We start from the raw sequence: 24,268 nt of genomic DNA, 5'->3' as shown, positions 1-24,268 counted from the left end.
AGCGTTTTCCATCAATTGCTTGCGGGTTCTTCCAGAGAGATCGATTCCGGGTCTTTAACCGGACTAGAAGCCGGCCCAGACCCGGATCGGATGGGTGGGGTCGGCAAGAAGGCGCGTGGTGAGCGCGACGCAGGACAGGATCAGCATCGGCTTGATGATGCGCGCGCCGCTGCGGATCGCAAGCCGCGAGCCGAGTTGCGCGCCGAGGAACTGGCCCGCGCCCATCATCAGCCCCAGTTTCCAGAGGACGGCGCCTGAGACGGCGAAGACGACGAAACTGCCGAGGTTCGAGCCGAAATTGAGCACCTTGGTGTGGGCGGTTGCCTTGAGCACGCCGAAACCCGCCAGCGTGACGAGGGCCAGCATGAAAAAGGAGCCTGTGCCCGGGCCGAAGATGCCGTCATAGAAGCCGATTGCCGGCACGAGCGTGGCGGCGAAAGCGAAAGCACCGATTTTTCGCGCGCGCTCGCTGTCGTCAATGTCGGGTTTGACGGCAAAGAAAAGCGCGATGGCGATCAGCAGGAAAGGAAGGATCAGCCGAAGCAGGTAAGCCGGCATCACGGTTGCCGCCAGGGCGCCGACCGCTGCGCCGGCTGCGGAGATCACCGCCAGCGGCAACTGCGTGCGCAGATGCACATGGCCACGGCGCGCATAGGCAAGGCTCGCCGAGCCCGAGCCGAAGAGGGATTGCAGCTTCGCCGTGCCCAGCGTCTCGAGCGGCGGAACTCCGGCGATGAGCAGTGCCGGAAGCGCGATCATGCCGCCGCCGCCCGCGATCGAATCGATGAACCCGGCGACGAACGCCGCGACGACGAGAAAGGCGATGACCTGCACGGTGAGATCGGCCAAGAGGACAATCCTGATTTCGGGAAGCGCGACGGCGGCTTCCGATCCATGCACGAGGGACGCGAAAAGTGCAAATCCCGTTTGTAACCGAGGCGATCCTTTCGCGCTCGTCGGCACGGTGACATCGGTTGGTATGCCCGCTGCAGGCAAATCGTTGAAGTTGCGTTAAGGTCGTCACGGTGAATCAGTGGTGTGGACCTTTATCACTCGATAACATCTCGCCCCTAGGCTTTCCCGGCGTGTGCTGTGTCCGCGAGGACGCGCGCGGGAGTGGAACATGCCGCTTGCCGGCATCGGACAGGGTTGCGAGGATTGAGGATGCTCGAGCAGGAGCAAACCGCTTGCGCTCTCGACAGTGTCGAGGAAGGCCGGTTGCGCGCGCTCGATGGGTTCGAGATCGCCGGTACCGCGCCCGAACCGCGCTTCGATCGCATCGCCCGCCTAGCGCGCTCGCTCTTCCAGGCGCCCATCGTTTTCATCTCCCTTGTCGGGCGCGAGCGACAGTGGCTCAAGTCCCGCGTCGGTCTCGAGCTGGAGGAAACCGCCCGGTCGATCTCCTTCTGCGACCACACCATCCGCAGCGACGAGGTGATGGTGGTGGCGGACGCATCACAAGATCCGCGCTTTTCCGAAAACCCGTTTGTCACACAGGCTCCGTTCGTCCGCTTCTATGCCGGTGCGCCGCTGATCGCCCCCGGCGGCCAGAGGCTGGGTGCGCTCTGCATTCTCGACACCCAGCCGCGCGCGAGCTTCGATCGGGGGGATCGTGACAGGCTGCAGGAAATGGCGGCCCTCGTCATGGACGAGATCGAGAGGCGCCGCGCCGAGATGGTGCGGCGGACGGTGATGGGATTTGCCGACGCGAATGCCGTTTCGCTTCTGGCGATCAATGCGGAAGGTCGCATCACCTTCGTCAACCGCGCCGCGACCCAGCTTTTCGGCTACGGTCGCGAGGACATGATCGGTCGGCCGCTCGATATCATCATTCCCGAGCGCCTGCGCGGCGCCCACCGCGACGGGGTCGCGCGCGTGGCCGGCGGCGTGCCCTCCAAGCTGAGTGGCAAGACCGTCGAACTCGTGGCGTTGCGGCGCGACGGGACGGAGTTCCCGATCGAACTGTCGCTGTCCACCTGGACCGACGAGCACGGGATCGGCATCGGGGCGATGATCCGCGATATCACCGAGCGGCGCGAGCGCGATGCCCGTCTGCTGAGACTTGCCCATCATGATCCCCTGACGGGTCTCATCAACCGTCTGCATTTCGAGGATCTCGTCGTCGATGCGGTCGCGCAGGCGTCGAACGCCGCGGTCCTACTTGTCGATATCGATCATTTCAACGAGGTCAATGGCAGCTTCGGCCATGACGTCGGCGATTCGCTGCTTCAGGCCGTGGCGGTGCGCCTGCCGACGATCTTCGACGGCGGCGTCATGATCGGTCGTTTCACCGGGGACGAGTTCGCCATCCTTCTTTCCGGAGTGGGCGATCCGGCGACGGTACGCGCGGTGGCGGGGCGGGTGCTGCGGGCCTTTGACGAGCCCTTCGAGTTCGGCGGCAATGTTTTTCACGTGACGGCGAGCGTCGGATGCGCGGTCGCGCCGTTTCACGGCAGCGATGGTGAGGAACTGATCGCCAGCGCCGATCTCGCCCTCTACAGGGCGAAGCAGGCTGGCGGCCGGTCGGCGTTTCTCTTCGAGCCGGAGATGCGCAACGCGACCGCCCTGAGGCGCGCGACGCAGGACGAGCTCCTCAGGGCCCTCCAGCACAATGATCTGCGGCTCTTCTACCAGCCGCAGGTTTCGCTCACCGAGGGGCGCGTGATCGGCATGGAGGCGCTGATCCGGTGGCAGCATCCGGAACGCGGCCTGCTGCTGCCCGCCACGTTTCTTCCGGCATTGGAAGAGAGTTCCCTGGCCCTGCCGATCGGCTGGTGGGTGCTCGACGAAGCCTGCCGTCAGATGGCAAGGTGGCGCGACGCCGGGCGAGGCGACATCCGCGTCGGTGTCAATCTGTTTGCCGCGCAGTTCCGTTCCGGCAACCTCGCGCAGCACGTGACGGACACACTGTCGCGCCACGACCTGAAGCCGGAGCAGCTCGAACTTGAGGTCACCGAGACGATCGCGCTGCACAAGGACGATCTGTCGCTGGCGGCGATCCGGGAGTTGCGCGAGATCGGCGTGCGCATTGCCTTTGACGATTTCGGCACCGGCTACGCCTCGCTGAGTTCCCTGCAGCGTTTTCCCCTGACGACATTGAAGATCGACCGGCGCTTCGTCCGCGACCTGATCAGCAACCCGCAGGATGCCGCGATCACCCGCGCCATGCTGTCCATGGGCACCGATCTCGGCCTCGAGACGATTGCCGAGGGGATCGAAACCGTCGAGCAGGAACAGGTGCTGAAACTGCTCGGCTGCCGCTGCGGCCAGGGATATCTCTACGGAAAGCCCGTTCCCGCGGACGAGGCTCTTGCCGACCTGACGCCTCCGTCGGCCCGACCGCGATGCGCGACCGGTTGAGCGACGGCGCGTTCGTCAAAGGAGATGGCGCAAATCGGTTTGACCGCTCCGCCGGCCTTCACTAGACAATGGAAGGTGACAGTGCCCGTGATGCGCGGGCCGGAAGAGCGTGCGGAAAGGCCGACCCGAACGGGGGCGTGATCCGCAGCTGTCGTGCCCGCCGCGCCGGCATCCCGTCAGGCCGGCGTGTCCCCGGCACTGTCGCGGCGATCCGATCGGGAGGCGGACCATGACGCGAGAGGAAGCCGGGCAAAGCCATCATCGCGGCGACATGCCGGAATCCGGGCCTTGCGTTTTCCTGGGTCTCGGCTGCGAACGGAATACGCCGGCTGCCGAGATCATCGCGCTTGCGGAGGCGGCGCTTGCCCGCGCCGGTGTGCTGGGCGCCCGGATCGGCTGCATCGCATCCCTGGACCGGCGGGCGAACGAGCCGGCCGTCATCGACGCCGCCCGCCATTTTGCCGTCGCGCTCCGCACCTTCGACGCGGCGACGCTCGAGGCCCTGACGCCCCGCCTTCTCAACCCTTCCGACATCGTTTTCGCCCATACTGGCTGTCATGGCGTCGCCGAGGCGGCGGCGCTCGCGGCGGCGGGCCCGGATGGATGGCTTGCCGTGCCGAAGCTCCGCTCGGCGCGGGCAACGGCGGCGATCGCTGTGGTGGCCGCGCCCCATAACGGGGCTTTCGCGTGATGGCGGCCTTTCTTCATGTTTTGATTCAACTTTCTGAGAAAATGATTCATGAATCCCCCCAGGCGCTTGCCGGCATGTCTTGGCAATCGGAGTCCGCAACTTCACACGGAGATTCAACGCGACGGGGAAGGGCGGGCCGATGACATGTGATCCGTTTGCCGATCTTCCCGTCCTGCAGCCCGGCTCCGTCTGGCTGGTGGGGGCCGGGCCGGGCGATCCGGGGCTTTTGACCCTTCATGCCGCCCATGCGCTGCGGCAGGCGGATGTCATCGTCCACGACGCGCTCGTGGACGCCGGCTGCCTTCGTTACGCCCGGGCCGGCGCCGTCCTTGAATTCGCGGGAAAGCGCGGCGGCAAGCCGTCGCCGAAGCAGCGCGACATTTCGCTTCGCCTGGTGGCGCTCGCCCGCGCCGGTCAGCGCGTTCTTCGGCTGAAGGGCGGTGATCCCTTCGTCTTCGGACGCGGCGGGGAGGAGGCGCTGACCCTCGTCGAGCATGGCATCCCGTTCCGGATCGTGCCCGGAGTCACGGCCGGGATCGGCGGTCTTTCCTATGCCGGCATTCCGGTGACGCATCGCGACGTCACCCATGTCGTCACCTTCCTGACCGGCCACAACGCCTCCGGCCTCGTGCCGGACGTGATCGACTGGGAAGGGGTCGCACGCGGTTCGCCGGTCGTCGTCATGTACATGGCGCTAAAACACATCGGCGAGATCACCCGCCGGCTGATCGCCGCCGGACGCCGCGCGGACGAGCCGCTCGCGTTCGTCTGCGCCGCCTCCACCCCGCAGCAGACGGTCCTCGAGACGACGCTCGGCCATGCGGCGGCCGATGCCGCGTCCGCCCGCATCGAGGCGCCCGCGATCGTCGTTCTCGGAGAGGTCGTGCGTCTGCGCGAATCGCTCGACTGGCTGGGCGCCATGAACGGGCGGGTGCTTGCCGCCCCTGCCGCCGCGCTGAAGGACCGGGCATGAGCGGATTGCTGATCGCCGCCCCGTCGTCGGGCTCGGGCAAGACGACGCTGACGCTCGGCCTCATGCGCGCGCTCCGCGATCGCGGCATCGCGGTTGCGCCGGGAAAGGCAGGTCCCGACTATATCGACCCGGCCTTCCATGCCGCGGCGAGCGGCGTCGCCTGCCTCAACTACGATCCCTGGGCGATGCGTCCCGAATGGATACGGGGTCAGGCCGCACGCGCGACGGCGGGCGGCGCGACGCTGATCGTCGAAGCCATGATGGGACTTTTCGACGGGGCAATGGACGGCAGCGGCACGCCGGCGGATCTCGCGGCCCTCATCGGCCTTCCCGTCGTGCTCGTGGTCGATTGCGGCCGGATGGCGCAGTCAGTGGCGGCGCTGGTGTCCGGCTACGCCGCATTTCGTCCCGACGTGCCCGTGGCCGGCGTCATCCTCAACAAGGTCGGCAGCGACCGCCACGAGGCGATGCTGCGCCAGGCGCTTGCCGCCATCGCCATGCCTGTGCTCGGCGCGCTGCGGCGCGACCCGGCGCTCGTGCTTCCAGAACGTCATCTCGGCCTCGTCCTGGCGGAGGAGCATCCGGCGCTGGAAACCTTCATCGCCCACGCCGCGCGTTGCGTCGCCGAGACATGCGACATGGAATCGATCGTGGCGATCGCGCGCGGCGCGCGGATCGGCGGCGCAACGGCGGAGGTCACCGCACTCGATCCGCCCGGCAGCCGCATCGCCGTGGCGCGGGATCGCGCTTTCGCCTTCGCCTATGCGCATCTGCTCGACGGCTGGCGAAAGGCCGGGGCCGAGATCCTGCCGTTTTCGCCGCTTGCCGACGAAGCGCCGGCGACGGATGCCGATGCCGTCTACCTGCCGGGCGGTTATCCGGAGCTCCATGCGGCCCGCCTCGCCGAGGCGCATCGCTTCAAGACCGGGCTCAGGGGGGCTGCGGCCCGCTCGGCGGTCGTCTTCGGCGAATGCGGCGGCTACATGGTGCTGGGCGAGGGTCTTGTCGCGGCCGACGGCGTCCGCTACCCCATGACGGGCCTCCTGCCTCTGGTGACGAGTTTTGCCGAGCGCCGCCGGCATCTCGGTTACCGCCGTGCGGCAGCCGGCAAGGACTTTTTCGTTCAGGGGACGGTGATGGCGCATGAGTTCCACTACGCGACGATCGTGTCGGAAGGTGCCGCTGATCCGCTCTTTCGTGTCCATGACGCCGCCGGATCCGATCTCGGCACCGCCGGTCTGAGGCGCGGCCGCGTGGCCGGCTCTTTCCTGCATCTGATCGACAGGGCGGCATGAGGCCGGAGGTGAAGGTGCGCGAAGGGAGCGGTGTGCGCCGCCTGTCGCTTACGCTCCTGCGGTATGACGGGAGGCGGTTTCGATGAGTGCCGCCTTCGGCATGCTTGCGGCTGCGCTGGTGCTGGATCGCCTTGTCGGCGATCCCGATTGGCTCTGGAAACGATTCTCCCATCCGGTCGCCATTTTCGGCCGCGCGATCTCCGGCTTCGAGCGCGTGTTCAACCGGCCGATCTTTGGAGACAGGCTGCGCCGTCTCGGCGGCGTCCTGACAATCGCGGTGCTGCTCGGCGCGAGCCTCCTTGCCGGGTGGATCGCCGCAGGTGTGCTCCGTTTCTTCGGCGATGCGGGACGGTTGGCGGAAATCGCCGTCGTCGCCGTCTTCTTGGCGCAGAAAAGCCTTGCCGACCACGTCGGCGCGGTCGCCTCGGCGCTGCGGTCCGAGGGGCTTGCCGGCGGCAGGCGGGCCGTGTCGAGGATCGTCGGCCGCGATCCGGCCACGCTCGACCAGGCCGGCGTGTCGCGTGCGGCGATCGAAAGCCTGTCGGAGAATTTTTCCGACGGCGTCGTGGCACCGGCCTTCTGGTATCTCGTTCTCGGCCTGCCGGGCATTCTCGCCTACAAGATGCTGAACACCGCCGATTCGATGATCGGCCATCGCAGCGAGCGGTACCGGCAGTTCGGCTGGGCGTCCGCCCGGCTGGATGATCTGGCCAACTTGCTGCCCGCGCGGCTCTCCGCGCTCCTTCTGATCGGCGCGGCCGGGTCGCTCCACGGCATGGAGACGGCGCGCCGCGCGCTCGCCGTCTGCCTCCGCGATCACGGCCTGCATCGCTCGCCGAACGCGGGCTGGCCGGAGACGGCGATGGCGGGCACGCTCGGCATCCAGCTTGCCGGCCCGCGCGTCTACGGCGGCGTCCGCGTCGAGGAGCCGATGCAGAACCCGGAGGGGCGTGGCGATGCCGGCGCGGCCGACATCGAGGCCGGCATTCGTCTTTTCTACCGGGCCTGCACGCTGCTGGTCCTGGCGTTGCTGTTGCCGGCAGTCCTCATTTCTTGAAAATCGATATGTGGATTAAGGTTAAATCGTCATGCCGCGACTCCGCGAATAAAATTCCGGTATCATCCGTTCCGTCGCCAACGAATACATCACGATTTTATTGACGCGATCCGGAGGGGATTCATGCGCATTCTCGTCGCGGCCTGTCTCGCCGTGCTTTTCTCCCATGCCTTTGCCTCGACGACATTGGCCGCCAGCCTCATCGCCCAGGTCAGCCTGTCGTCCCAGACCATGACGGTCTCGCAGAACGGTGTCGTCACCTATCGCTGGAAGGTCTCGACGGCCCGCAAGGGTTTCGTCACGCCGCAGGGAAGCTGGAAGGCGAAATGGCTGTCGCGCAACCATCGCTCGCGCAAATACGACGATGCGCCGATGCCCTATGCCGTGTTCTACAACGGCGGCTATGCCGTGCATGCGACCTATGACCTGAAGCGGCTGGGGCGGCCGGCATCGCATGGCTGCGTCCGGCTTCATCCGGACAATGCGGCCCAGTTCTTCTCGCTGACGCGGCGCCACGGCCTCGGCAATACGAAAATCGTCGTGACCCGTTGATACCGAGCGCCGAGGCCATTGGCTTTTGCGGCGCGTTTACCTATAGCTTCGCCAAAAGCCAGCTATTTATGAGGTAGGCGCGTGACTGCTACATTCGACAAGGTTGCCGACATCATCGCGGAGACGAGCGAGATCGATCGCGAGACGATCACGCCCGAAAGCCACACGATCGACGATCTCGGCATCGACAGCCTCGATTTCCTCGACATCGTCTTTGCGATCGACAAGGAATTCGGCATCAAGATCCCGCTGGAGCAGTGGACCCAGGACGTCAACGAGGGTAAGGTTTCGACGGAGGAGTATTTCGTCCTGAAAAATCTCTGCGCCAAGATCGACGCGTTGCGGGCCGCCAAGGGCTGAGTCGTCTCGCCGATATATCCGCCACCTTGTGTGACCAGCCGGGCGCCATCAGGTTGCAGGGCCGGTCGTTTCATGGGGCGACATTCAGAGACAGGCGTGAACCCCGCATGCTTCTTGAATATTTCCAGATGATCGATCGGGTGGAGCGTGTCGACCTCGACGCGGAAACGCTTCTCGCCCGCTCCGTGGTTCCCGGTGAAAGTCCCGTCTTCGAGGGGCATTTCCCCGGCTACCCGCTCGTGCCCGGCGTCCTCCTGATCGAGACGATGGCGCAGGCCTCGGGCTTCCTGCTCCTGGCCGCGAACGGATTTTCGGCCATGCCGCTGCTGATGTCGGTCGACGGCGCAAAGATTCGCGGCATGGTCGAGCCCGGTTTCGTTCTCGATATCGAGGCCCGGCTTGAGCATCAGGGCTCCGGCTATGCCGTGGCCAAGGCACGGATCACCTCCGCCGGCAGGAAGATCTGCGACGGGCAACTGAAACTGAAGACCATTCCGTTCGACCAGGTGCCGCTCGGCCCGGTCGTGCGCCGGCGCGCCGAAGAGGTCGGCCTCATCGAGGCGATGGCCCGCCGGACGGAAGGGGAGGAGCGACCATGACAGGCTCGGCACGGGATGTCGTCATCACCGGCGTCGGTATCGTCACCAGCCAGGGCGTCGGCGCCGAGGCTCATGCGGCGCTCCTCAAGGCGGAACGCGCGCCGGAGATCCGGATCGATACCGAGCGCTTCGCGCCCTATCCGGTCCATCCGCTGCCGCCGATCGACTGGTCGGCGCAGATCCCCAAGCGCGGCGACCAGCGGCAGATGGAGAACTGGCAGCGCCTCGGCGTCTTCGCCGCCGGCCTTGCCCTCGACGATGCCGGATTGAAAACGGATCTCGATGCCTGCGGCAGCATGGACATGATCGTCGCCGCCGGTGGCGGGGAACGCGACATCGCCGTCGATTCGCTGATCGTCGACGAGGCGCTGAAACGCAACGACCGCGAGCACCTGCTCAACGAGAAGCTGACGACGGAGCTGCGCCCGACGCTGTTCCTCGCGCAGCTTTCCAACCTTCTCGCCGGCAACATCTCGATCGTTCACAAGGTGACGGGCTCGTCGCGCACCTTCATGGGCGAGGAGGCCGCCGGCATCTCGGCGGTGGAGACGGCCCATGCGCGGATCGCCGCCGGCCAGTCGACCCATTGTCTGGTCGGTGGCGCCCTGAATGCCGAGCGCATCGATCTTCTGCTGCTGATCGAGGCGATCGGCGGCTGCACGGCGGGCGCCTGGCATCCCTTGCGTGGACGCACGGAGGCGGACGGCGGCGGCATGGTGCTGGGCTCCGTCGGCGCCTTTCTCGTTCTCGAATCGCGCGCCCATGCCGAGGCGCGCGGCGCGCGGATCTATGCGACGATCGCCGCGATCGAAGGCGATCGTGGCGGAAGGGATGGCGCGGCTTTCGAGGAGCGGCTGACGCGCCTTCTCGCGCCCGCGATAGCGATCGAGCCAATGTCGGCCATCGTGTTCTCCGGCGCGTCGGGATTGCTGGAGCCGACCCGGCGGGAACTGGACGTGCTCGGCCGCGTCCTGCCTGCCGCTCCCCTGCGGGCCTATGGCGACCTGTTCGGGCATGGCATCGAGGCGCAGTTTCCGCTCGGCCTCGCGCTCGCCGCGCTGGCGCTGGGCGAAAAAGCCGTCGTCCCTGCCTTCGACGGAGATGCGGACCGACCGGCTGGCGCTCCGGCCGAGACAGCGGTGGTGACGACGGTCGGCCATGCGCGCGGCGAGGGCGTCGCCGTGCTGACCCGGGAAGCGTAAGGAGACCGGCAGATGAACATCACCGCCGCGCAAGCCTATGTCGATCACCTCGGCCGCCCGCTGGTCGCCGTTACCGGCATGGGCGTCATCACCTCGCTCGGGCAGGGGCTCGACGACAACTGGGCGGCGCTGACGGCCGGCACGTCCGGCATCCATGCTATCACCCGCTTCCCCACAGACGGGCTTTCCACGCGGATCAGCGGCACCGTCGATTTCATCGACCTGCCGGTGGCAAATCCGGTCGAGCGCTCCTTCGCCATGGCGCGGGAGACGACCGTGGAGGCCCTCGCGCAAGCCGGCCTCTCCGGCGCCTTCAACGGTCCGCTTTTCCTCGCGGCTCCGCCGATCGAGCCGGAATGGAGCGCGCGCTTCGCGCTGGCCGACCGGTCGGGCCCGCCGCAGGCGGCGAACGACGCCTACAACCGTTTCCTCGCCGCGATGCGCGTGCGTCCCGATCCGGCCTTCCACGAGGCGTCGCTGTTCGGCGCGATCTCCGAGCGTCTCGCCGACCGCTTCGGCACCCGCGGTCTGCCCGTCACGCTCTCGACCGCCTGCGCCTCCGGCGCGACCGCGATCCAGCTCGGCGTCGAGGCGATCCGGCAGGGGCGCACCGACCGGGCCCTGACGGTCGCGACCGATGGATCCGTCAGCGCCGAGGCGCTGATCCGCTTCGCGCTGCTTTCAGCCCTCTCGACCCAGAACGACCCGCCGGAAAAAGCCTCCAAACCCTTCACGAAGGACCGGGACGGATTCGTCATCGCCGAGGGAGCGGCGACGCTGGTGCTGGAATCGTTAGAGGCGGCGGTGAGCCGTGGCGCCCGGATCTACGGGATCCTCAAGGGCTGCGGCGAAAAGGCTGATCTGTTTCACCGTACCCGCTCCTCCCCGGACGGCGGGCCGGCGATTGCGACGATCCGCGCCGCGCTCGCCGATGCCGGTATTTCGGAGGGCGAGATCGGTTATATCAATGCGCACGGGACCTCGACGCCCGAGAACGACAAGATGGAATATCTCTCCATGTCGACCGTCTTCGGCGAGGGGCTGGCGAATATCCCCGTTTCCTCGAACAAGTCGATGATCGGCCATACGCTGACGGCGGCCGGCGCCGTCGAGGCGGTGTTCTCGCTGAAGACCATGGCAAGCGGCACGCTTCCGCCCACCATCAACTATGTCAACCCCGACCCGGCGATCGTGCTCGACGTCGTCCCGAATGTGAAACGTGACGCCCGGGTGACGGCGGTGCTGTCTAACTCCTTCGGTTTCGGCGGGCAGAACGCCAGCCTTGTCATGACGGCGGAACCCGCCTAAACGGTGCCGACCGGCAAGAATGCCGGCAAAGCTGCCAGGAACATTGCCATGCGCGCGCTGCAACTCGTTGAGGATCGCAAGCTCGAGGTCGTCGACCTCCCGGAACCCGAGGCGCCCGGCCCGGGCGAGGTGACGCTGCGCGTCAAGGCAGTCGCGCTCAACCATATCGACGTCTGGGGATGGCGCGGCATGGCCTTCGCCAAGCGCAAGATGCCGCTGGTGATCGGCGCGGAGGCAGCCGGCGTCGTGGAAACCATCGGGCCGGGCGTTGCCCATGTGCTGCCGGGCCAGCTCGTCTCGATCTATGGCGCTCGGACCTGTGGCCTCTGCCGCCCATGCCGAGAGGGCCGCGACAATCTCTGCGAACATGTCGGCGGCGTGCACGGATTTCATCTCGACGGTTTCGCACAGGAGAAAGTGAACCTTCCGGCGCGCCTGCTCGTTCCGGCGCCTCCCGGCGTCGATGCCGTCGGTGCGGCGCTCGCGCCGGTGACGTTCGGTACCGTCGAGCACATGCTTTTCGACAACGCCCGGCTCGAAGCCGGTGAGATCATCCTCGTCCATGCCGGCGGCTCCGGCATCGGCACGGCGGCGATCCAGCTCGCCCGCAGGCTCGGCTGCACCGTGATCACCACGGTCGGTTCGGACGACAAGATCGAGAAGGCGCGAGCGCTCGGCGCCGACCATGTCATCAACTACCGGACCGATCGCTTCGAGGGCGCGGTGCGCAAGCTGACCAGGAAGAAGGGCGTCGACGTCGTCTTCGAGCATGTCGGTGCCGAGACCTGGGCGGGATCCATGCTCTGCCTCAAGCGTGGTGGCCGTCTGGTGACATGCGGCTCCACCTCGGGTGTCTCCGCGAGCATCAACCTGATGATGCTTTTCCAGCAGCAGCTGCGCCTGATCGGCTCCTTCGGCTGTCGCATGCAGAACATTGCGGACGCGATGCAGAAGATGGCGCGCGGCCTCGTTCATCCCGTCATCGACACAGAGATCGGCTTCGACGGTCTGGCGACGGCGCTCGAACGGATGGAGTCGCGGCAGGTGTTCGGCAAGATCATCCTGAGGGTGGAATAGGCCTCGTGAAGATGCTTGCGACCAAAGCCGTGCTTGCCGGCATCAGGGCGCGGCAATGGCTGATCGCCCAGCTGGCCTTTCTGCCGCTTTCAATCCTCAAGCTGTTTCCCGCAGATGCCGCGATCGGCTTTGCCGATCGCTTTGCCCGCTGGGTCGGCCCGAAGACGCGCCGCCATCGGTTGACGCTCGTCAACCTGCGCAATGCCTTCCCGGAAAAATCCGAGGAGGAGATCCAGGCGATCGCGCTGGAGAGCTGGGGCAGCATGGGCCGGCTGGCGGCGGAATATGTCTTCCTCGATACGCTTTTCGACTTCGATCCCGCACGGCCGCAGCCGGGCCGCGTCGAGGTGTCTGGCATTCCGCTCTTCCTCGCGCTTCGCGACAATCCCCGTCCATTCATCGTCTTCACGGCGCATAGCGGCAATTTCGAGATGCTGCCGGTGGCAGGGGCCGCCTTCGGCCTTGATGTCACGGTGCTCTTCCGCCCTCCGAACAATCCCTATATCGCCGAGAAAGTCTACGAGTTCCGCAAGAAGAGAATGGGCACGCTGGTGCCGTCCCATGCGGGTTCCTCCTTCACCCTGGCGCGAAAACTCGAGCGCGGCGGCGCCGTCGGCGTCCTGGTCGATCAGAAATTCAGAAAGGGTCTGAAGACAACCTTCTTCGGCCGCGAGGTGCAGACCAACCCGCTTCTCGCCAAGCTCGTCCGACAGTTCGGCTGCGACGTCTATCCCGCCCGCTGCATTCGCCTGCCCGGCGGCCGTTTCCGGCTCGAACTGGAGCCGGCCTTCGAGATCCCGCGCAAGGCGGACGGCAGCGTCGATGTCGACCGCACCGCCCAGGCGCTGAACGACAAGGTGGAAAGCTGGGTGCGCGAGTATCCCGGCCAGTGGCTCTGGTATCACGATCGCTGGAACATCCGGCGCGATCTCGGGGCGACGGATTGAGCAGGGCTGACGAGCACCGTTCCGCCGTGCCATCGAATGCAACCGCAGGTGATTCGGTCATCGATACCCGCTGTCATCCTGCGCCAAGGACCGTCAAAACGGCCTTTTGAACCCGGTCGGCTTCGGTTTCGACGGTTTCGGGCGCATTCCGGCGTTATTTCATCGGAAAATGACTGCGAGTTTTTGCATGCTGGGTTTGGCTGTTGAATGCCTTGGCGTTCGGTGTAGGATTACCCAAGGCGATCGGCGTTTCGCGGTTGGGGTGCGTTTTCCGTAAGGCGGAGGGTGGTTGATGGTAACCCGTCCTTGCGATCCGATGCACATCGGACTTTCAAACCGGCGTCGCCCTTTCGGGAGACAGGGACATGAAGACGCGCATCGAACAATTCTGGTTCAAGTATTCCCAGCTGCAATATGCGGTGCGCAACAACGACGCCGATGCAATCGCCACGCTCGACCGCGAGCTCGAGCCTGCTCTCATGGATATCTATGGCGAGGCCGTCACCAATCCAGTGGACGCGCGCAGCCAGTTTCAGTTTTTCATCGACCTCATCCGTGTCGAGGCCGAGGATCCTGCCTCCGTGATGCGGAACTCGAAATTCCTGCAGTCGCTGATCTCGCGATATTTCTCCGAGGCGACGCCGGAGCAGGCGCATCTCTCGTTTCTCGCGCGGGCGCGGGATCTCGCGGATGAGGGCCTGTTGAACGAGGTGATCCTCGATTGCCTGCCCGATCGCATCGCGGTCATCACGCCCGACTATCGCTACGCCTATGTGAATGCGACCAACGCAACCTATCTCGATCAGCGTCCGATCGACATGATCGGGCGCCATATCGTCGAATTCATCGGGCTCAGGCGTTTCGAGCAACGCGTCCAGGCCAATCTGGACCGCTGTTTCGCAGGCGAAATGGTGGATTACTCCTTCGCCAAGCAGGTCGAGGGCCGCACAGTCGTGGTTCGCTGCCGGATGAAGCCCTGCTTCTCGGCAACGGGACGGATGATCGGCGCCATCGTCATCATCCAGTATCAGGCCGATCGCCGTCGTTCGATCGCCGCCTGAGGCGCTACTGTTTCGACCAGACGGCCAGTTCGTAGCCGTCGGGGTCGGCGAAGTGGAAGCGGCGTCCACCGGGGAAGGCGAAGATCGGTGTGACGATCCGCCCGCCGGCTGCGGTGACCGCCGCCTCCGCTTTCTCGAGATCGTCGGCATGGAGAATGACGAGCGGACCTCCGCTGCCGACAGGGGCGGTGGTCGTGAAGCCACCGGTCAGCCGACCGTCGGAAAACTCGCAATAGTCCGGGCCGTAATCCGTGAAGGTCCAGCCGAAAGCGGCGCCGTAGAAAGCGCGGCTTGCGGCGATGCTGGACACGTTGAACTCGATATAGTCGATGCGGCGTCTGTCGTCCGTCGTGCTCATGGCGCCTGCGCCTCCTTTTCCAGAGTGTCCTTCAGCCTGTTCAGATCCTTGGGAACCCGTTTCGCGTCGCCGGCGCGTGGCTGGTCGGTCGTGTCAGACAACTGAAACGGCGAGAACATGATCTCCGCCCCGTCCGGTTTGACCCGCAGGGTGTTCCCGACCTCCGTTCCGTCGGTCAGGACGACGGGATTGTCAAGAATGCCGACGTCGTTTTGCGCAGTGAAGCAGACGCTGCCGAGCGGACCTGCTGTGATACAGGGGTCGTCGCGGCGCTTGAAACCGGCGCCAAGCGTGCCATGGTCTCAGGATGTGATGCGAGGCGGCAGACCGCAGTCCACGGCCTGGCGACCGGTTCATGGACGATTTTAGAGGGATAGACGCGCATGTCCGGACCTCTCCGCTCCGCATATCTTAGGGCTTGGTGAGATCAGCCGACCGTGATGGGCGTCAGGTCCGTATCCCGGGGGGCGCGGTAGATATCGGCGAATCTCACCCTCTCCGGCTTGTCCCAAATCGATTTGAGTGCCAAAACTCCGTCCAACCAAAGTCGAATGGAGGCAAACACATGGCGCAGGCGGAAATCGGCCTAATCGGTCTCGGCGTGATGGGGGCGAACCTGTCGCTCAATATCGCCGAGAAGGGCAACACGATCGCCGTGTTCAACAGGACGGCTGCGCGCACGCACGAATTCTACGAGGAAGCGGGTGCGCTCAAGGATCAGATCGTGCCCTGTGAGACAATCGAGGAATTCGTCGCCGCGATCCGTCCGCCGCGTCCGATCATCATCATGATCAAGGCCGGCGATGCGGTCGACGAGCAGATGAAGCTGCTCGAGCCCTATCTTTCGAAGGGCGACATCATGATCGATGCCGGCAATGCCAACTTCCGCGACACGATGCGCCGTTTCGACGCCCTGAAGGATAGCGGCCTGACCTTCATCGGCATGGGCGTGTCGGGCGGCGAGGAGGGCGCGCGCCACGGTCCGTCGATCATGGTCGGCGGCACAGAAGAGTCCTACCGTCGCGTCGAGAAGGTGCTCACCTCCATCGCGGCGAAATATGACGGGACGCCCTGCTGCGCCTGGCTCGGCGAAAACGGCGCGGGTCATTTCGTCAAGACGATCCACAATGGCATCGAATATGCCGACATGCAGATGATCGCCGAGATCTACGGCATCCTGCGCGACGGGCTCGGCTTGAGCGCCGGCGAAATCTCGGATGTGTTCGGCGCCTGGAACAAGGGCCGCCTGAACTCCTACCTGATCGAGATCACCGAAAAGGTGCTCGCGGCGGCGGACCCGATCAGCGGCAGTCCGATCGTCGACATGATCCTCGACAAGGCCGGCCAGAAGGGCACCGGCAAGTGGTCGGTGATCGAGGCGCAGAACATGGGCGTTCCGGCCACCGCGATCGAGGCGGCCGTTGCCGCCCGCAGCATTTCCTCGGCCAAGGCCGAACGCGAGGCGGCGGAAGCCGTGCTCGGCCTGCCGAAAGTGGCGCCGCTTGCGGTCGCGGACAAGGCGGCGTTTATCAAGGATCTCGAGAATGCCTTGCTGGCCGCCAAGATCGGCGCCTATGCGCAGGGTTTCGCTGTCATGTCGGCCGCGTCCAAAGAATTCGACTGGTCGCTGCCCATGCCGGAGATTGCGAAAATCTGGCGCGCCGGCTGCATCATCCGCTCCCAGTTCCTCGACGAGATCACCACCGCCTTCACCAAGGCGCCGGATGCGGCCAACCTGATCGTCACGCCGGCCTTCGCGGCGCTCGTATCGGAAACGGACGGTGCGCTTCGGCGAACGGTCTCCGCCGCCGTTCTCGCCGGCCTGCCGGTTCCGGCGCTCGCGTCCGCGCTCGGCTATTTCGACAGCTATCGTCGCGCGCGCGGCACGGCCAACATCATCCAGGCGCAACGTGACTTCTTCGGTGCCCACGGTTTCGATCGCATCGACGGCGCCGATTCCCACCATGGCCCGTGGGGCAGCGGCCTCAACGCCTGACACCGTTCCCAACGACATGATCGCCTGAGAGAGCCCCTTACGGGGCTCTCTTCGTTCCAGTCACCGGGTTGTTCTCGCGAATATCGAAGGACGGCGGTGGTCCGCAACCCGAGAGCCTGAAGTCGCGCCGCCATTCAGTCCGTTGATTTGCCTAGCTTTTAAGCAATTTCGTTCTCAATCAACATCTTCGACAAAAGTCTGGGGCCCGGCCGGTCGCGATGGCTGGACAGACAGAGTCGAGTGTGTAAGCTCGGCGCCGGGATGGAGATATGTGCAGTCCGAGTGCTGTGCATCGGTGTCAAAAAAGGGAGGTTTTCATGGATCGTCGTTCATTCATAAAACGCGCAGGCCTCGGTGGTGCAGGTGCTGCGGCCGCCACTGCCCTTGCGGCCCCTGCGCTGGCGCAGAGCGCGCCGAAGATCAGCTGGCGGCTGACCTCGTCTTTCCCCAAGGGGCTCGACACGATCTATGGCGGAGCGGAAGTCTTCGCCAAGTATGTCTCCGAAGCCACGGACGGCAATTTCCAGATCCAGGTCTTCGCCGCCGGGGAACTCGTTCCCGGGCTCCAGGCGGCCGACGCGGCATCGGCCGGCACGGTCGAGGCCTGCCATACGGTGTCCTATTATTACTGGGGCAAGGACCCCGTCTGGGCGCTGGCCGCCGCGGTTCCCTTTGCGCTCAACGCACGCGGCATGAATGCCTGGCAGTATCACGGTGGCGGTATCGATCTCTGCAATGCCTTCTTCGCCAAGCAGAACCTTGTCGCGCTTCCCGGAGGCAATACCGGCGTGCAGATGGGCGGTTGGTTCCGCAAGGAAATCAAGACGGCGGCCGACCTCCAGGGGCTGAAGTTCCGCATTGGCGGCTTTGCCGGAGCGATCGTCGCCAAGCTCGGGGTCATTCCGCAACAGATCGCCGGCGGTGAAATCTATCAGGCCCTGGAAAAGGGAACGATCGATGCCGCGGAATGGGTCGGACCCTATGACGACGAGAAGCTCGGCTTTCAGAAGGTCGCGCCCTACTACTATTATCCCGGCTTCTGGGAGGGCGGGCCGACCGTGCACCTGATGTTCAACAAGGCCAAGTTCGACGAACTGCCCAGGAACTACCAGTCGCTCGTCCGCACCGCCGCTCAGGCGACGGACGCCAACATGCTGCAGAAATACGATTACCTGAACCCGACCGCGATCAAGAAGCTGGTTGCCGCCGGTGCCCAGCTTCGCCCCTTCTCTCCGGAGATCCTGACAGCCTGTTTCGAGGCCGCCGAGGCGGTCTACGCCGAGTACGAAGGCAAGAACGAGGATTTCAAGACGATCTGGGGTTCGATCAAGGCGTTCCGCAAGGAAACCTTCCTGTGGCAGCAGGTGGCCGAATACACCAACGACACCTTCATGATGCAGCTCCAGCGCGCCGGAAAGCTGGGCTGACGCACGACATGCCGGCGCCGGCCCCGGGCCGGCGCCTTGATCCCGCCGGTCGAAGAATGCCGGCGCGGCACGATCCGTCACAAGAAGCGGAAGGGGACAGAGGTGACATTGGCTTTGAGGTTTACCGCCGCCGTCGATGAACTGTCGCGGCGGATCGGCATCGTGGCGATCTATCTGGTTCTGTTCTCCTCGCTGATCGCGGCCTTCAATGCGGTCTTCCGCTATTCCACCGATTCCATTCTCTGGCTCGAGCGCAATGTCGGCGGTGTCGGCTTCTTCGGCGCGCTTCTCGATCTCTACCGCAACAATTCGAACACGCTTTCAGAAGCCCAGTGGTACATGTTCGCGGGCATGGTCATGCTCGGCGGGGCATGGACTCTCAAGGTCAACGAGCATGTGCGCGTCGATCTGGTCTACGGGTCGGTCCGTGAGCGCACACGCACCTGGATCGACCTTCTCGGCGGCATCTTCTTTCTCCTGCCGATGTGCCTGCTGATGATCTGGTTCACCTGGCCCTGGTTCGTCGAGAGCTGGGTGACCAACGAAGGCTCGCTCAATGCCGGCGGCCTGCCGCGCTGGCCGGCGAAGCTGATGATCCCGCTCGGCTTCGCGCTGATCGCGCTGCAAGGCCTTGCGGAGATCATCAAATGCGTGCTGGCGCTGACGTCGGGCTATGTCCGTGAATACGCCTATGAGAAGCCGCTGCAATGATCGAGCTTCTCATTCACTACATCGCGCCGCTGATGTTCGTCGGCCTGATCATCTTCATGGTGATCGGCTATCCGGCCGCCTTTTCGCTCGCCGCCGTCGGCCTGTTCTTCGGCTTTCTCGCTATCGAACTGGGACTGATCGCGCCGGATTTCCTCGGAAATCTGACCTATCAGCTCTTCTCGGTCCTGTCCAACGAACTGCTGCTGGCGATCCCCTTCTTCACCTTCATGGGGGTGATCCTCGAACGCTGTGGCCTGGCGGAGGACCTGCTCGAAGGCTTCGGCCAGTTGTTCGGCGGCGTGCGCGGCGGCCTCTCTTATGCCGTCATCCTGGTCGGCGCGGTGCTGGGTGCGATCACGGGTACCGTCGCCGCGTCCGTCATCGCCATGGGGCTGATTTCGCTGCCGATCATGATGAAATACGGCTACGACACCCGCCATGCGACGGGCGTCATCGCCGCATCCGGCACCATCACCCAGCTTATTCCGCCGTCGCTCGTGCTGATCGTACTGGCAGACCAGTTGCAGAAGTCTCCGGGCGACATGTATATCGGCGCGACCGGTGCATCGATCGTCCAGGTCCTGCTCTTCATGGCCTGGGTCTTCATACTTTCCATCATCCGCCCGGAGGCGGTCCCGGCGCTGCCGCCGGAGGCGCGCACGCTGAGAGGCTGGCCGCTCTACCGCAAATGCATTCGCGGCATGGTGCCGTCGCTGGCGCTCATCTTCGTCGTGCTCGGGACGATCTTTCTCGGCCTTGCCACGCCCACCGAGGCGGGCGCCATGGGCGTCGTCGGCGCGATGCTGCTGGCCTGGATGAACGGTCGGCTGACCTGGCCGCTGGTCTATCAGGGCATGGATTCCACCATGCGCCTGACGGCGATGGTTGTCTGGATCCTGCTCGGCGCCCGCGTCTTCTCCCTGGTTTTTCAAGGGGTCGGGGGAGGGCACTGGATCGAGGAGATGCTGACCTCGCTTCCCGGCGGCGTCGTCGGCTTTCTGATCTTCGTCAACATCTTCATCTTCCTGATGGCGTTCTTTCTCGATTTCTTCGAGATCGCCTTCATCATCGTGCCGCTGCTTGCCCCTGCCGCGTCGGCGCTCGGCATCGACCTCATCTGGTTCGGCGTGATGATCTGCGCCAACATGCAGACGAGCTTCATGCACCCCCCCTTCGGCTTCGCGCTCTTCTACCTGCGCGGCATCGTTCCACGCTCGCAGGTCGCGACGAAGGATATCTATCTTGGCGCGATCCCTTGGCTCGTGCTTCAGTTGATCCTTGTCGGTCTGCTGATCGCATTTCCGGAAATGGTCACCTTCTTCCTCGACAAGGACGTCGTGCAGGATCTGGACAACATCCATATCCTCGTGCCCGGCAACGATGCGGGTGGGACAGGGCTCGACACGGCACCGTCCTTCGGCCTTGATTCACCGCCGAAATTCTAGGTCCTCGCGGACCGCTGCATGCATTGGTGCGAATGAAAGAACTATCTCATAAGTCATGGATTTGATTACATATTTGTAATCCATGTCTTCAGCTTCCGTTCACCGGGCCGCGCCTAGTTTGGGGATGTCACAACGAAAGGACATCCCGATGAAACGGCTTTTTCTCACCCTTGTCGCAAGTTCGTTCCTGTTCGCGCCCGTCAGCTATGCCGGTCCGGGTGGCGCATCCTATCAGGTGGCCCAGCATCGAGAAGGTCACGTGGAGCGGCGTGTCGAAAAGACGGTGACGCGGCACAAGGTCGTCAAGCGACATCACTGGACAAAGGGACACCGTCTCAGCCGCGAGGAGCGGCGGCGCATCGTCGCCGTCAACGACTATCGCCGCCACAAGCTCCGCGCTCCGCCGAGGGGGCAGCAGTGGGTGCGCATCGACAACCAGTTCCTTCTGATTTCCGTCGCAAACGGGGTCATCGCCGGATTTGTCGCCGCGCGATGACCCGAATGCCCGCCGGTCTCCTCCGCCCGGGGAGGCCGGCGGCGCTTTCCCTCAGCCTGCCGCCGCCTTTTTCAGCCTGCCGGCGCCAGGCAGGCCTTGAGGGATGTCGCCAGGCCGTCCATCAGCTCGAAGTAGAGATCCGGTCCGGCCGTCAGCGTTCCGCCTTCCGGATCGAGAACGCCCGCTCTCGCCGACGTTCCCTCGGTGACCACCTTGACGAGCTTCGGTTCAAACTGCGGCTCGGCAAAGACGCAGGTCGCGCCGAGCGTCTTGACCTTGGCGTGGATTTCCGAAATCCGCTCGGCGCCCGGCATGGTTTCGGGGCTCACGGTGATGGATCCCGCCACGCGAACGCCAAAATGCTTCTCGAAATACTGGTAGGCGTCGTGGAAGACGATGAACGGCTTGTCCTTCACGGGCGCGATCGTCTCGCGAATCTCTGTGTCAAGCGTCTCCAGGCGGGTGGTGAAGCGATCGAGATTGGCGTGATAGCGCGCTGCATTGGCCGGATCGGCGGTCTCCAGCGTCTCCGCGACCTTCGCGGCGAGCACGGCGGCGTTTTTCGGGTCCAGCCACAGATGCATGTCAAACCCTTCGTGCTCTTCCTCTCCGTCCTCATCATGCGCATGGGCGTGCTCGCCGCCCTCAGCGGCATTGTGATCATGCCCATCGTGATGCGCGTCATGATCGTGATCGCCTTCGTGACCGTGATCATGCGCTTCGAAGGCGCCGCCTTCGCGAAATGGCAACTTCGTCAGCGCGGGCGCTTCCGAAAGCGCAACCTCGGTCGCCTTCCCGCCGAGGGCGGCCAGCGGCTTTGTCAGGAACGCCTCGAGGGAGGGGCCGAGCCAGAAGATCACGTCCGCCTTCTGCAGTGCTGCGGCATTCGACGGCTTCATCGTGTAGGTGTGCGGCGAGGCGCCACCGTCGACGATCAGCGCCGGTTCGCCCACCCCTTGCATGATCGAGGCGACGACGGAGTGGATCGGCTTGATCGAGACGACGACGTTCGGCGCCTCCGCACGGGCCTCGGCGGCGCCGAGAGCGCAGGAGGCGAGAAGAAGCATGCACAGTTTTTTCATCGGAAACTCCATGGACTCTCGATGTAATGTTATTACATCAATTGCGTAATGCTATAACGTGTGCGATAACGACTGGCAACCGCGTTCCCTGGAAAAATCATGCTGCAGACCATGACCTCCGATCCTCAACCGCTCGTCGCCCTGAAGCAGGCGGGGATCCGGCGCAACGGCCGCTGGCTTGTGCGCGGCGTCGATCTCGCCGTTCGTCCGGGAGAGATCGTCACGCTGATCGGGCCGAACGGCTCGGGAAAATCGACGACGGCAAAAACCGCGATCGGCGTCTTCGCGCCCGATGAAGGCACGGTCATCCGCCGTGCCGGACTGAAGATCGGCTATGTCCCGCAGAAACTGTCGGTGGACTGGACCATGCCGCTGACGGTGCGCCGGCTGATGACGTTGACCGGGCCGCTCGATCGCCACCAGATTGCTGCGGCGCTGGAATCGACGGGAATCGCGCATCTTGCCGGAGCGGAGGTGCAGCATCTCTCCGGCGGCGAGTTCCAGCGCGCGCTCCTTGCGCGCGCACTTGCCCGCAACCCGGACCTGCTTGTTCTCGACGAACCGGTGCAGGGCGTCGACTTCTCCGGGGAAATCGCGCTTTATGACCTCATCACGGCGATCCGCAACCGCACCGGCTGCGGCATTCTCCTGATTTCGCACGACCTTCATGTGGTCATGGCCGAAACGGACACGGTGATCTGCCTGAACGGCCATGTCTGTTGCCGGGGAACGCCGCAGGCCGTCAGCCGAAGCCCGGAATATCTCAGGCTCTTCGGCGCCCGTGCCGCGCAGGCTCTGGCCGTCTACAGCCACGATCACGATCATACTCATCTCCCGGATGGGCGGGTCCTGCATGCGGACGGCACTGTCACCGAACATTGCCATCCGGAGGACGGCCATCATCACGAGGGGTCGAGCGCGGCCGGGATAGGCGAGGGCGGGCCTGCCCATGTCCACGGTCCGGACTGCGGCTGTTCGCACGCCTACCAGCGCCTCGCTCCCGCCCGGCAGGACCGGCGCCATGTTTGACGACTTCTTCCTCCGGGCCCTCGTCGCGGGTATCGGCGTCGCGCTGATGACGGGTCCCCTCGGCTGCTTCGTCATCTGGCGCCGGATGGCCTATTTCGGCGACACGATGGCCCATTCGGCCCTGCTCGGAGTGGCGCTGTCCCTCCTCTTCGATCTCGGGCTGATGGTAAGCGTGTTCCTCGTTGCCGCCACCGTCTCGCTGCTGCTGCTCTTTCTTCAGCGTCGCGGGGCGCTTTCGGCCGATGCGCTGCTCGGCATCCTGTCCCATTCGACCCTCTCCATCGGCCTCGTCATCGTCGCCTTCATGACCTGGGTGCGGATCGATCTGGTCGGCTTTCTCTTCGGCGACATCCTGGCCGTCAGCGAGGCGGATATCGATCTCGTCTGGGGCGGCGGCATCCTCGTCCTTGCGGCGATCGTCGCCCTGTGGCGGCCACTGCTTGCCTCGACCGTCAATGCGGAGCTGGCGGAAGCGGAGGGGTTGAAGCCGGAGCGCACGCAGCTCTTCTTCATGCTGCTGATGGCGCTCGTGATCGCGATCGCGATGAAGATCGTCGGGATCCTGCTCATCACCTCGCTGCTGATCATCCCGGCCGCGACCGCCCGGCGCTTTTCCAGCTCGCCCGAGAAAATGGCGGTGATCGCGTCGCTGATCGGCGTGCTCGCCGTCGTCGGCGGCCTGTTTGGCTCGCTGCGCTGGGATACGCCCTCCGGTCCTTCGATCGTCGTCGCGGCCTTGTGTCTTTTCGTCGTCAGCCTGTTGCCGTTCAGGCGGCGCGCATCGCAGGCTCTTTCCGCGTCGGGAGGCACGCCATGACGGCCCAACCGAAACTCACCCGAAACCAGTCGCTCGTGCTCGATGCGCTGACCGCGTCCGGCCAGCCTCTGAGTGCCTACACGATCCTCGATCGGTTGCGTGATCACGGATTTCGCGCACCGTTGCAGGTCTATCGTGCCCTCGACAAGCTTATCGAGCAGGGCCTCATCCACCGGCTGGAAAGCCTCAATGCGTTTGTCGCCTGCACCCAGCCGCACGAGCATCTCCATGAGCACGGCGTCACCGCCTTCGCCATCTGCGAGGATTGCGGACAGGTGACGGAGTTTCAGGACGCGGCGATCGAGCACCGGCTCGCGGCGCTTGTATCCGCTCAGGATTTCCGCACCGAAAAGACGACGATCGAGGTGCGCGGACACTGCCGCGACTGCCGCTAAAATCTCTCCGGCGAGCACGGGTTCACGGGA

Annotated in this window: 24 protein-coding genes; 21 read left to right on the top strand and 3 right to left on the bottom strand. The window is 64.8% G+C overall.

Annotated features, from left to right (window positions below):
- Positions 1 to 63: 63 nt before the first annotated feature.
- Positions 64 to 849, bottom strand: coding sequence for a TSUP family transporter (locus ACEVQ6_RS11505; protein WP_374889111.1), 786 nt, complete (start codon positions 847 to 849; stop codon positions 64 to 66).
- Between the two features lie 369 nt (positions 850 to 1,218).
- On the opposite strand from ACEVQ6_RS11505, the gene ACEVQ6_RS11500 reads away from it, so the two are divergent.
- From ACEVQ6_RS11500 to ACEVQ6_RS11440, 13 genes are all read left to right on the top strand, one after another.
- On the top strand, positions 1,219 to 3,360 hold the full coding sequence (locus ACEVQ6_RS11500) for a sensor domain-containing phosphodiesterase (protein ID WP_374889110.1): 2,142 nt from the start codon (positions 1,219 to 1,221) through the stop codon (positions 3,358 to 3,360).
- A 271-nt stretch (positions 3,361 to 3,631) separates the two neighbouring features.
- Positions 3,632 to 4,051 carry a cobalamin biosynthesis protein gene (locus tag ACEVQ6_RS11495; protein WP_374889206.1) on the top strand — a complete coding sequence of 140 codons (420 nt, stop codon included), beginning with the start codon at positions 3,632 to 3,634 and terminating at the stop codon, positions 4,049 to 4,051.
- Positions 4,052 to 4,190: 139 nt separating this feature from the next.
- Entirely contained in the window at positions 4,191 to 5,024 is an 834-nt protein-coding gene (gene cobA / locus ACEVQ6_RS11490; protein ID WP_374889109.1) for a uroporphyrinogen-III C-methyltransferase, read from the top strand.
- Entirely contained in the window at positions 5,021 to 6,319 is a 1,299-nt protein-coding gene (locus tag ACEVQ6_RS11485) for a cobyrinate a,c-diamide synthase (RefSeq protein ID WP_374889108.1), read from the top strand. Before cobA ends, ACEVQ6_RS11485 begins: the two co-directional genes overlap by 4 nt.
- Positions 6,320 to 6,401: 82 nt before the next feature.
- Entirely contained in the window at positions 6,402 to 7,376 is a 975-nt protein-coding gene (gene cbiB / locus ACEVQ6_RS11480; RefSeq protein WP_374889107.1) for an adenosylcobinamide-phosphate synthase CbiB, read from the top strand.
- Between the two features lie 123 nt (positions 7,377 to 7,499).
- Entirely contained in the window at positions 7,500 to 7,928 is a 429-nt protein-coding gene (locus tag ACEVQ6_RS11475) for a L,D-transpeptidase (RefSeq protein ID WP_374889106.1), read from the top strand.
- 81 nt (positions 7,929 to 8,009) lie between these two features.
- On the top strand, positions 8,010 to 8,288 hold the full coding sequence (locus ACEVQ6_RS11470; RefSeq protein ID WP_075626524.1) for an acyl carrier protein: 279 nt from the start codon (positions 8,010 to 8,012) through the stop codon (positions 8,286 to 8,288).
- Positions 8,289 to 8,395: 107 nt separating this feature from the next.
- On the top strand, positions 8,396 to 8,887 hold the full coding sequence (locus ACEVQ6_RS11465; RefSeq protein ID WP_374889105.1) for a 3-hydroxyacyl-ACP dehydratase FabZ family protein: 492 nt from the start codon (positions 8,396 to 8,398) through the stop codon (positions 8,885 to 8,887).
- Positions 8,884 to 10,089 (top strand): beta-ketoacyl-ACP synthase, encoded by a 1,206-nt coding sequence (locus ACEVQ6_RS11460; protein WP_374889104.1) that lies wholly within the window; start codon positions 8,884 to 8,886, stop codon positions 10,087 to 10,089. The genes ACEVQ6_RS11465 and ACEVQ6_RS11460 overlap by 4 nt, the downstream gene beginning before the upstream one ends.
- Positions 10,090 to 10,101: 12 nt before the next feature.
- Positions 10,102 to 11,397, top strand: a complete 1,296-nt coding sequence (locus tag ACEVQ6_RS11455) for a beta-ketoacyl-ACP synthase (RefSeq protein WP_374889103.1) — start codon at positions 10,102 to 10,104, stop codon at positions 11,395 to 11,397.
- Between the two features lie 48 nt (positions 11,398 to 11,445).
- Complete coding sequence (locus ACEVQ6_RS11450) at positions 11,446 to 12,474, top strand: zinc-binding dehydrogenase (RefSeq protein WP_374889102.1); 1,029 nt, start codon at positions 11,446 to 11,448, stop codon at positions 12,472 to 12,474.
- An 11-nt stretch (positions 12,475 to 12,485) separates the two neighbouring features.
- A complete protein-coding gene (locus tag ACEVQ6_RS11445) occupies positions 12,486 to 13,421 on the top strand; it encodes a lipid A biosynthesis lauroyl acyltransferase (protein ID WP_374889101.1) in 936 nt (311 codons plus the stop codon).
- 365 nt (positions 13,422 to 13,786) lie between these two features.
- Positions 13,787 to 14,482: a PAS domain-containing protein gene (locus tag ACEVQ6_RS11440; RefSeq protein WP_374889100.1), complete on the top strand. Its 696-nt coding sequence runs from the start codon at positions 13,787 to 13,789 to the stop codon at positions 14,480 to 14,482.
- A 4-nt stretch (positions 14,483 to 14,486) separates the two neighbouring features.
- Here ACEVQ6_RS11440 and ACEVQ6_RS11435 read toward each other — a convergent pair whose 3' ends face one another.
- A complete protein-coding gene (locus ACEVQ6_RS11435; RefSeq protein WP_374889099.1) occupies positions 14,487 to 14,840 on the bottom strand; it encodes a VOC family protein in 354 nt (117 codons plus the stop codon).
- A 565-nt stretch (positions 14,841 to 15,405) separates the two neighbouring features.
- Here ACEVQ6_RS11435 and gndA point away from each other — a divergent pair.
- From gndA to ACEVQ6_RS11410, 5 genes are all read left to right on the top strand, one after another.
- Positions 15,406 to 16,836 (top strand): NADP-dependent phosphogluconate dehydrogenase, encoded by a 1,431-nt coding sequence (gndA, locus tag ACEVQ6_RS11430; protein WP_374889098.1) that lies wholly within the window; start codon positions 15,406 to 15,408, stop codon positions 16,834 to 16,836.
- A gap of 317 nt (positions 16,837 to 17,153) precedes the next feature.
- On the top strand, positions 17,154 to 18,263 hold the full coding sequence (locus tag ACEVQ6_RS11425) for a TRAP transporter substrate-binding protein (protein ID WP_374889097.1): 1,110 nt from the start codon (positions 17,154 to 17,156) through the stop codon (positions 18,261 to 18,263).
- 102 nt (positions 18,264 to 18,365) lie between these two features.
- Positions 18,366 to 18,974, top strand: a complete 609-nt coding sequence (locus tag ACEVQ6_RS11420) for a TRAP transporter small permease subunit (protein ID WP_374889096.1) — start codon at positions 18,366 to 18,368, stop codon at positions 18,972 to 18,974.
- Positions 18,971 to 20,419, top strand: a complete 1,449-nt coding sequence (locus ACEVQ6_RS11415) for a TRAP transporter large permease (protein WP_374889095.1) — start codon at positions 18,971 to 18,973, stop codon at positions 20,417 to 20,419. Before ACEVQ6_RS11420 ends, ACEVQ6_RS11415 begins: the two co-directional genes overlap by 4 nt.
- Before the next feature lie 148 nt (positions 20,420 to 20,567).
- Complete coding sequence (locus ACEVQ6_RS11410) at positions 20,568 to 20,915, top strand: RcnB family protein (protein WP_374889094.1); 348 nt, start codon at positions 20,568 to 20,570, stop codon at positions 20,913 to 20,915.
- 71 nt (positions 20,916 to 20,986) lie between these two features.
- On the opposite strand, the gene znuA is transcribed toward ACEVQ6_RS11410, so the two are convergent.
- On the bottom strand, positions 20,987 to 21,997 hold the full coding sequence (gene znuA / locus ACEVQ6_RS11405) for a zinc ABC transporter substrate-binding protein ZnuA (protein WP_374889093.1): 1,011 nt from the start codon (positions 21,995 to 21,997) through the stop codon (positions 20,987 to 20,989).
- Positions 21,998 to 22,096: 99 nt separating this feature from the next.
- On the opposite strand from znuA, the gene ACEVQ6_RS11400 reads away from it, so the two are divergent.
- The 3 genes from ACEVQ6_RS11400 to ACEVQ6_RS11390 are packed head-to-tail and all read left to right on the top strand — an operon-like array spanning position 22,097 to position 24,238.
- A complete protein-coding gene (locus ACEVQ6_RS11400) occupies positions 22,097 to 23,026 on the top strand; it encodes an ATP-binding cassette domain-containing protein (protein WP_374889092.1) in 930 nt (309 codons plus the stop codon).
- Positions 23,019 to 23,843 (top strand): metal ABC transporter permease, encoded by an 825-nt coding sequence (locus ACEVQ6_RS11395; protein ID WP_374889091.1) that lies wholly within the window; start codon positions 23,019 to 23,021, stop codon positions 23,841 to 23,843. The genes ACEVQ6_RS11400 and ACEVQ6_RS11395 overlap by 8 nt, the downstream gene beginning before the upstream one ends.
- Complete coding sequence (locus ACEVQ6_RS11390; RefSeq protein ID WP_374889090.1) at positions 23,840 to 24,238, top strand: Fur family transcriptional regulator; 399 nt, start codon at positions 23,840 to 23,842, stop codon at positions 24,236 to 24,238. The genes ACEVQ6_RS11395 and ACEVQ6_RS11390 overlap by 4 nt, the downstream gene beginning before the upstream one ends.
- Positions 24,239 to 24,268: the final 30 nt, after the last annotated feature.

Source organism: Ensifer soli, from assembly GCF_041928815.1.
Lineage (GTDB): Bacteria > Pseudomonadota > Alphaproteobacteria > Rhizobiales > Rhizobiaceae > JBHFEI01.
This window is presented reverse-complemented; position numbering and strand designations above follow the sequence as displayed.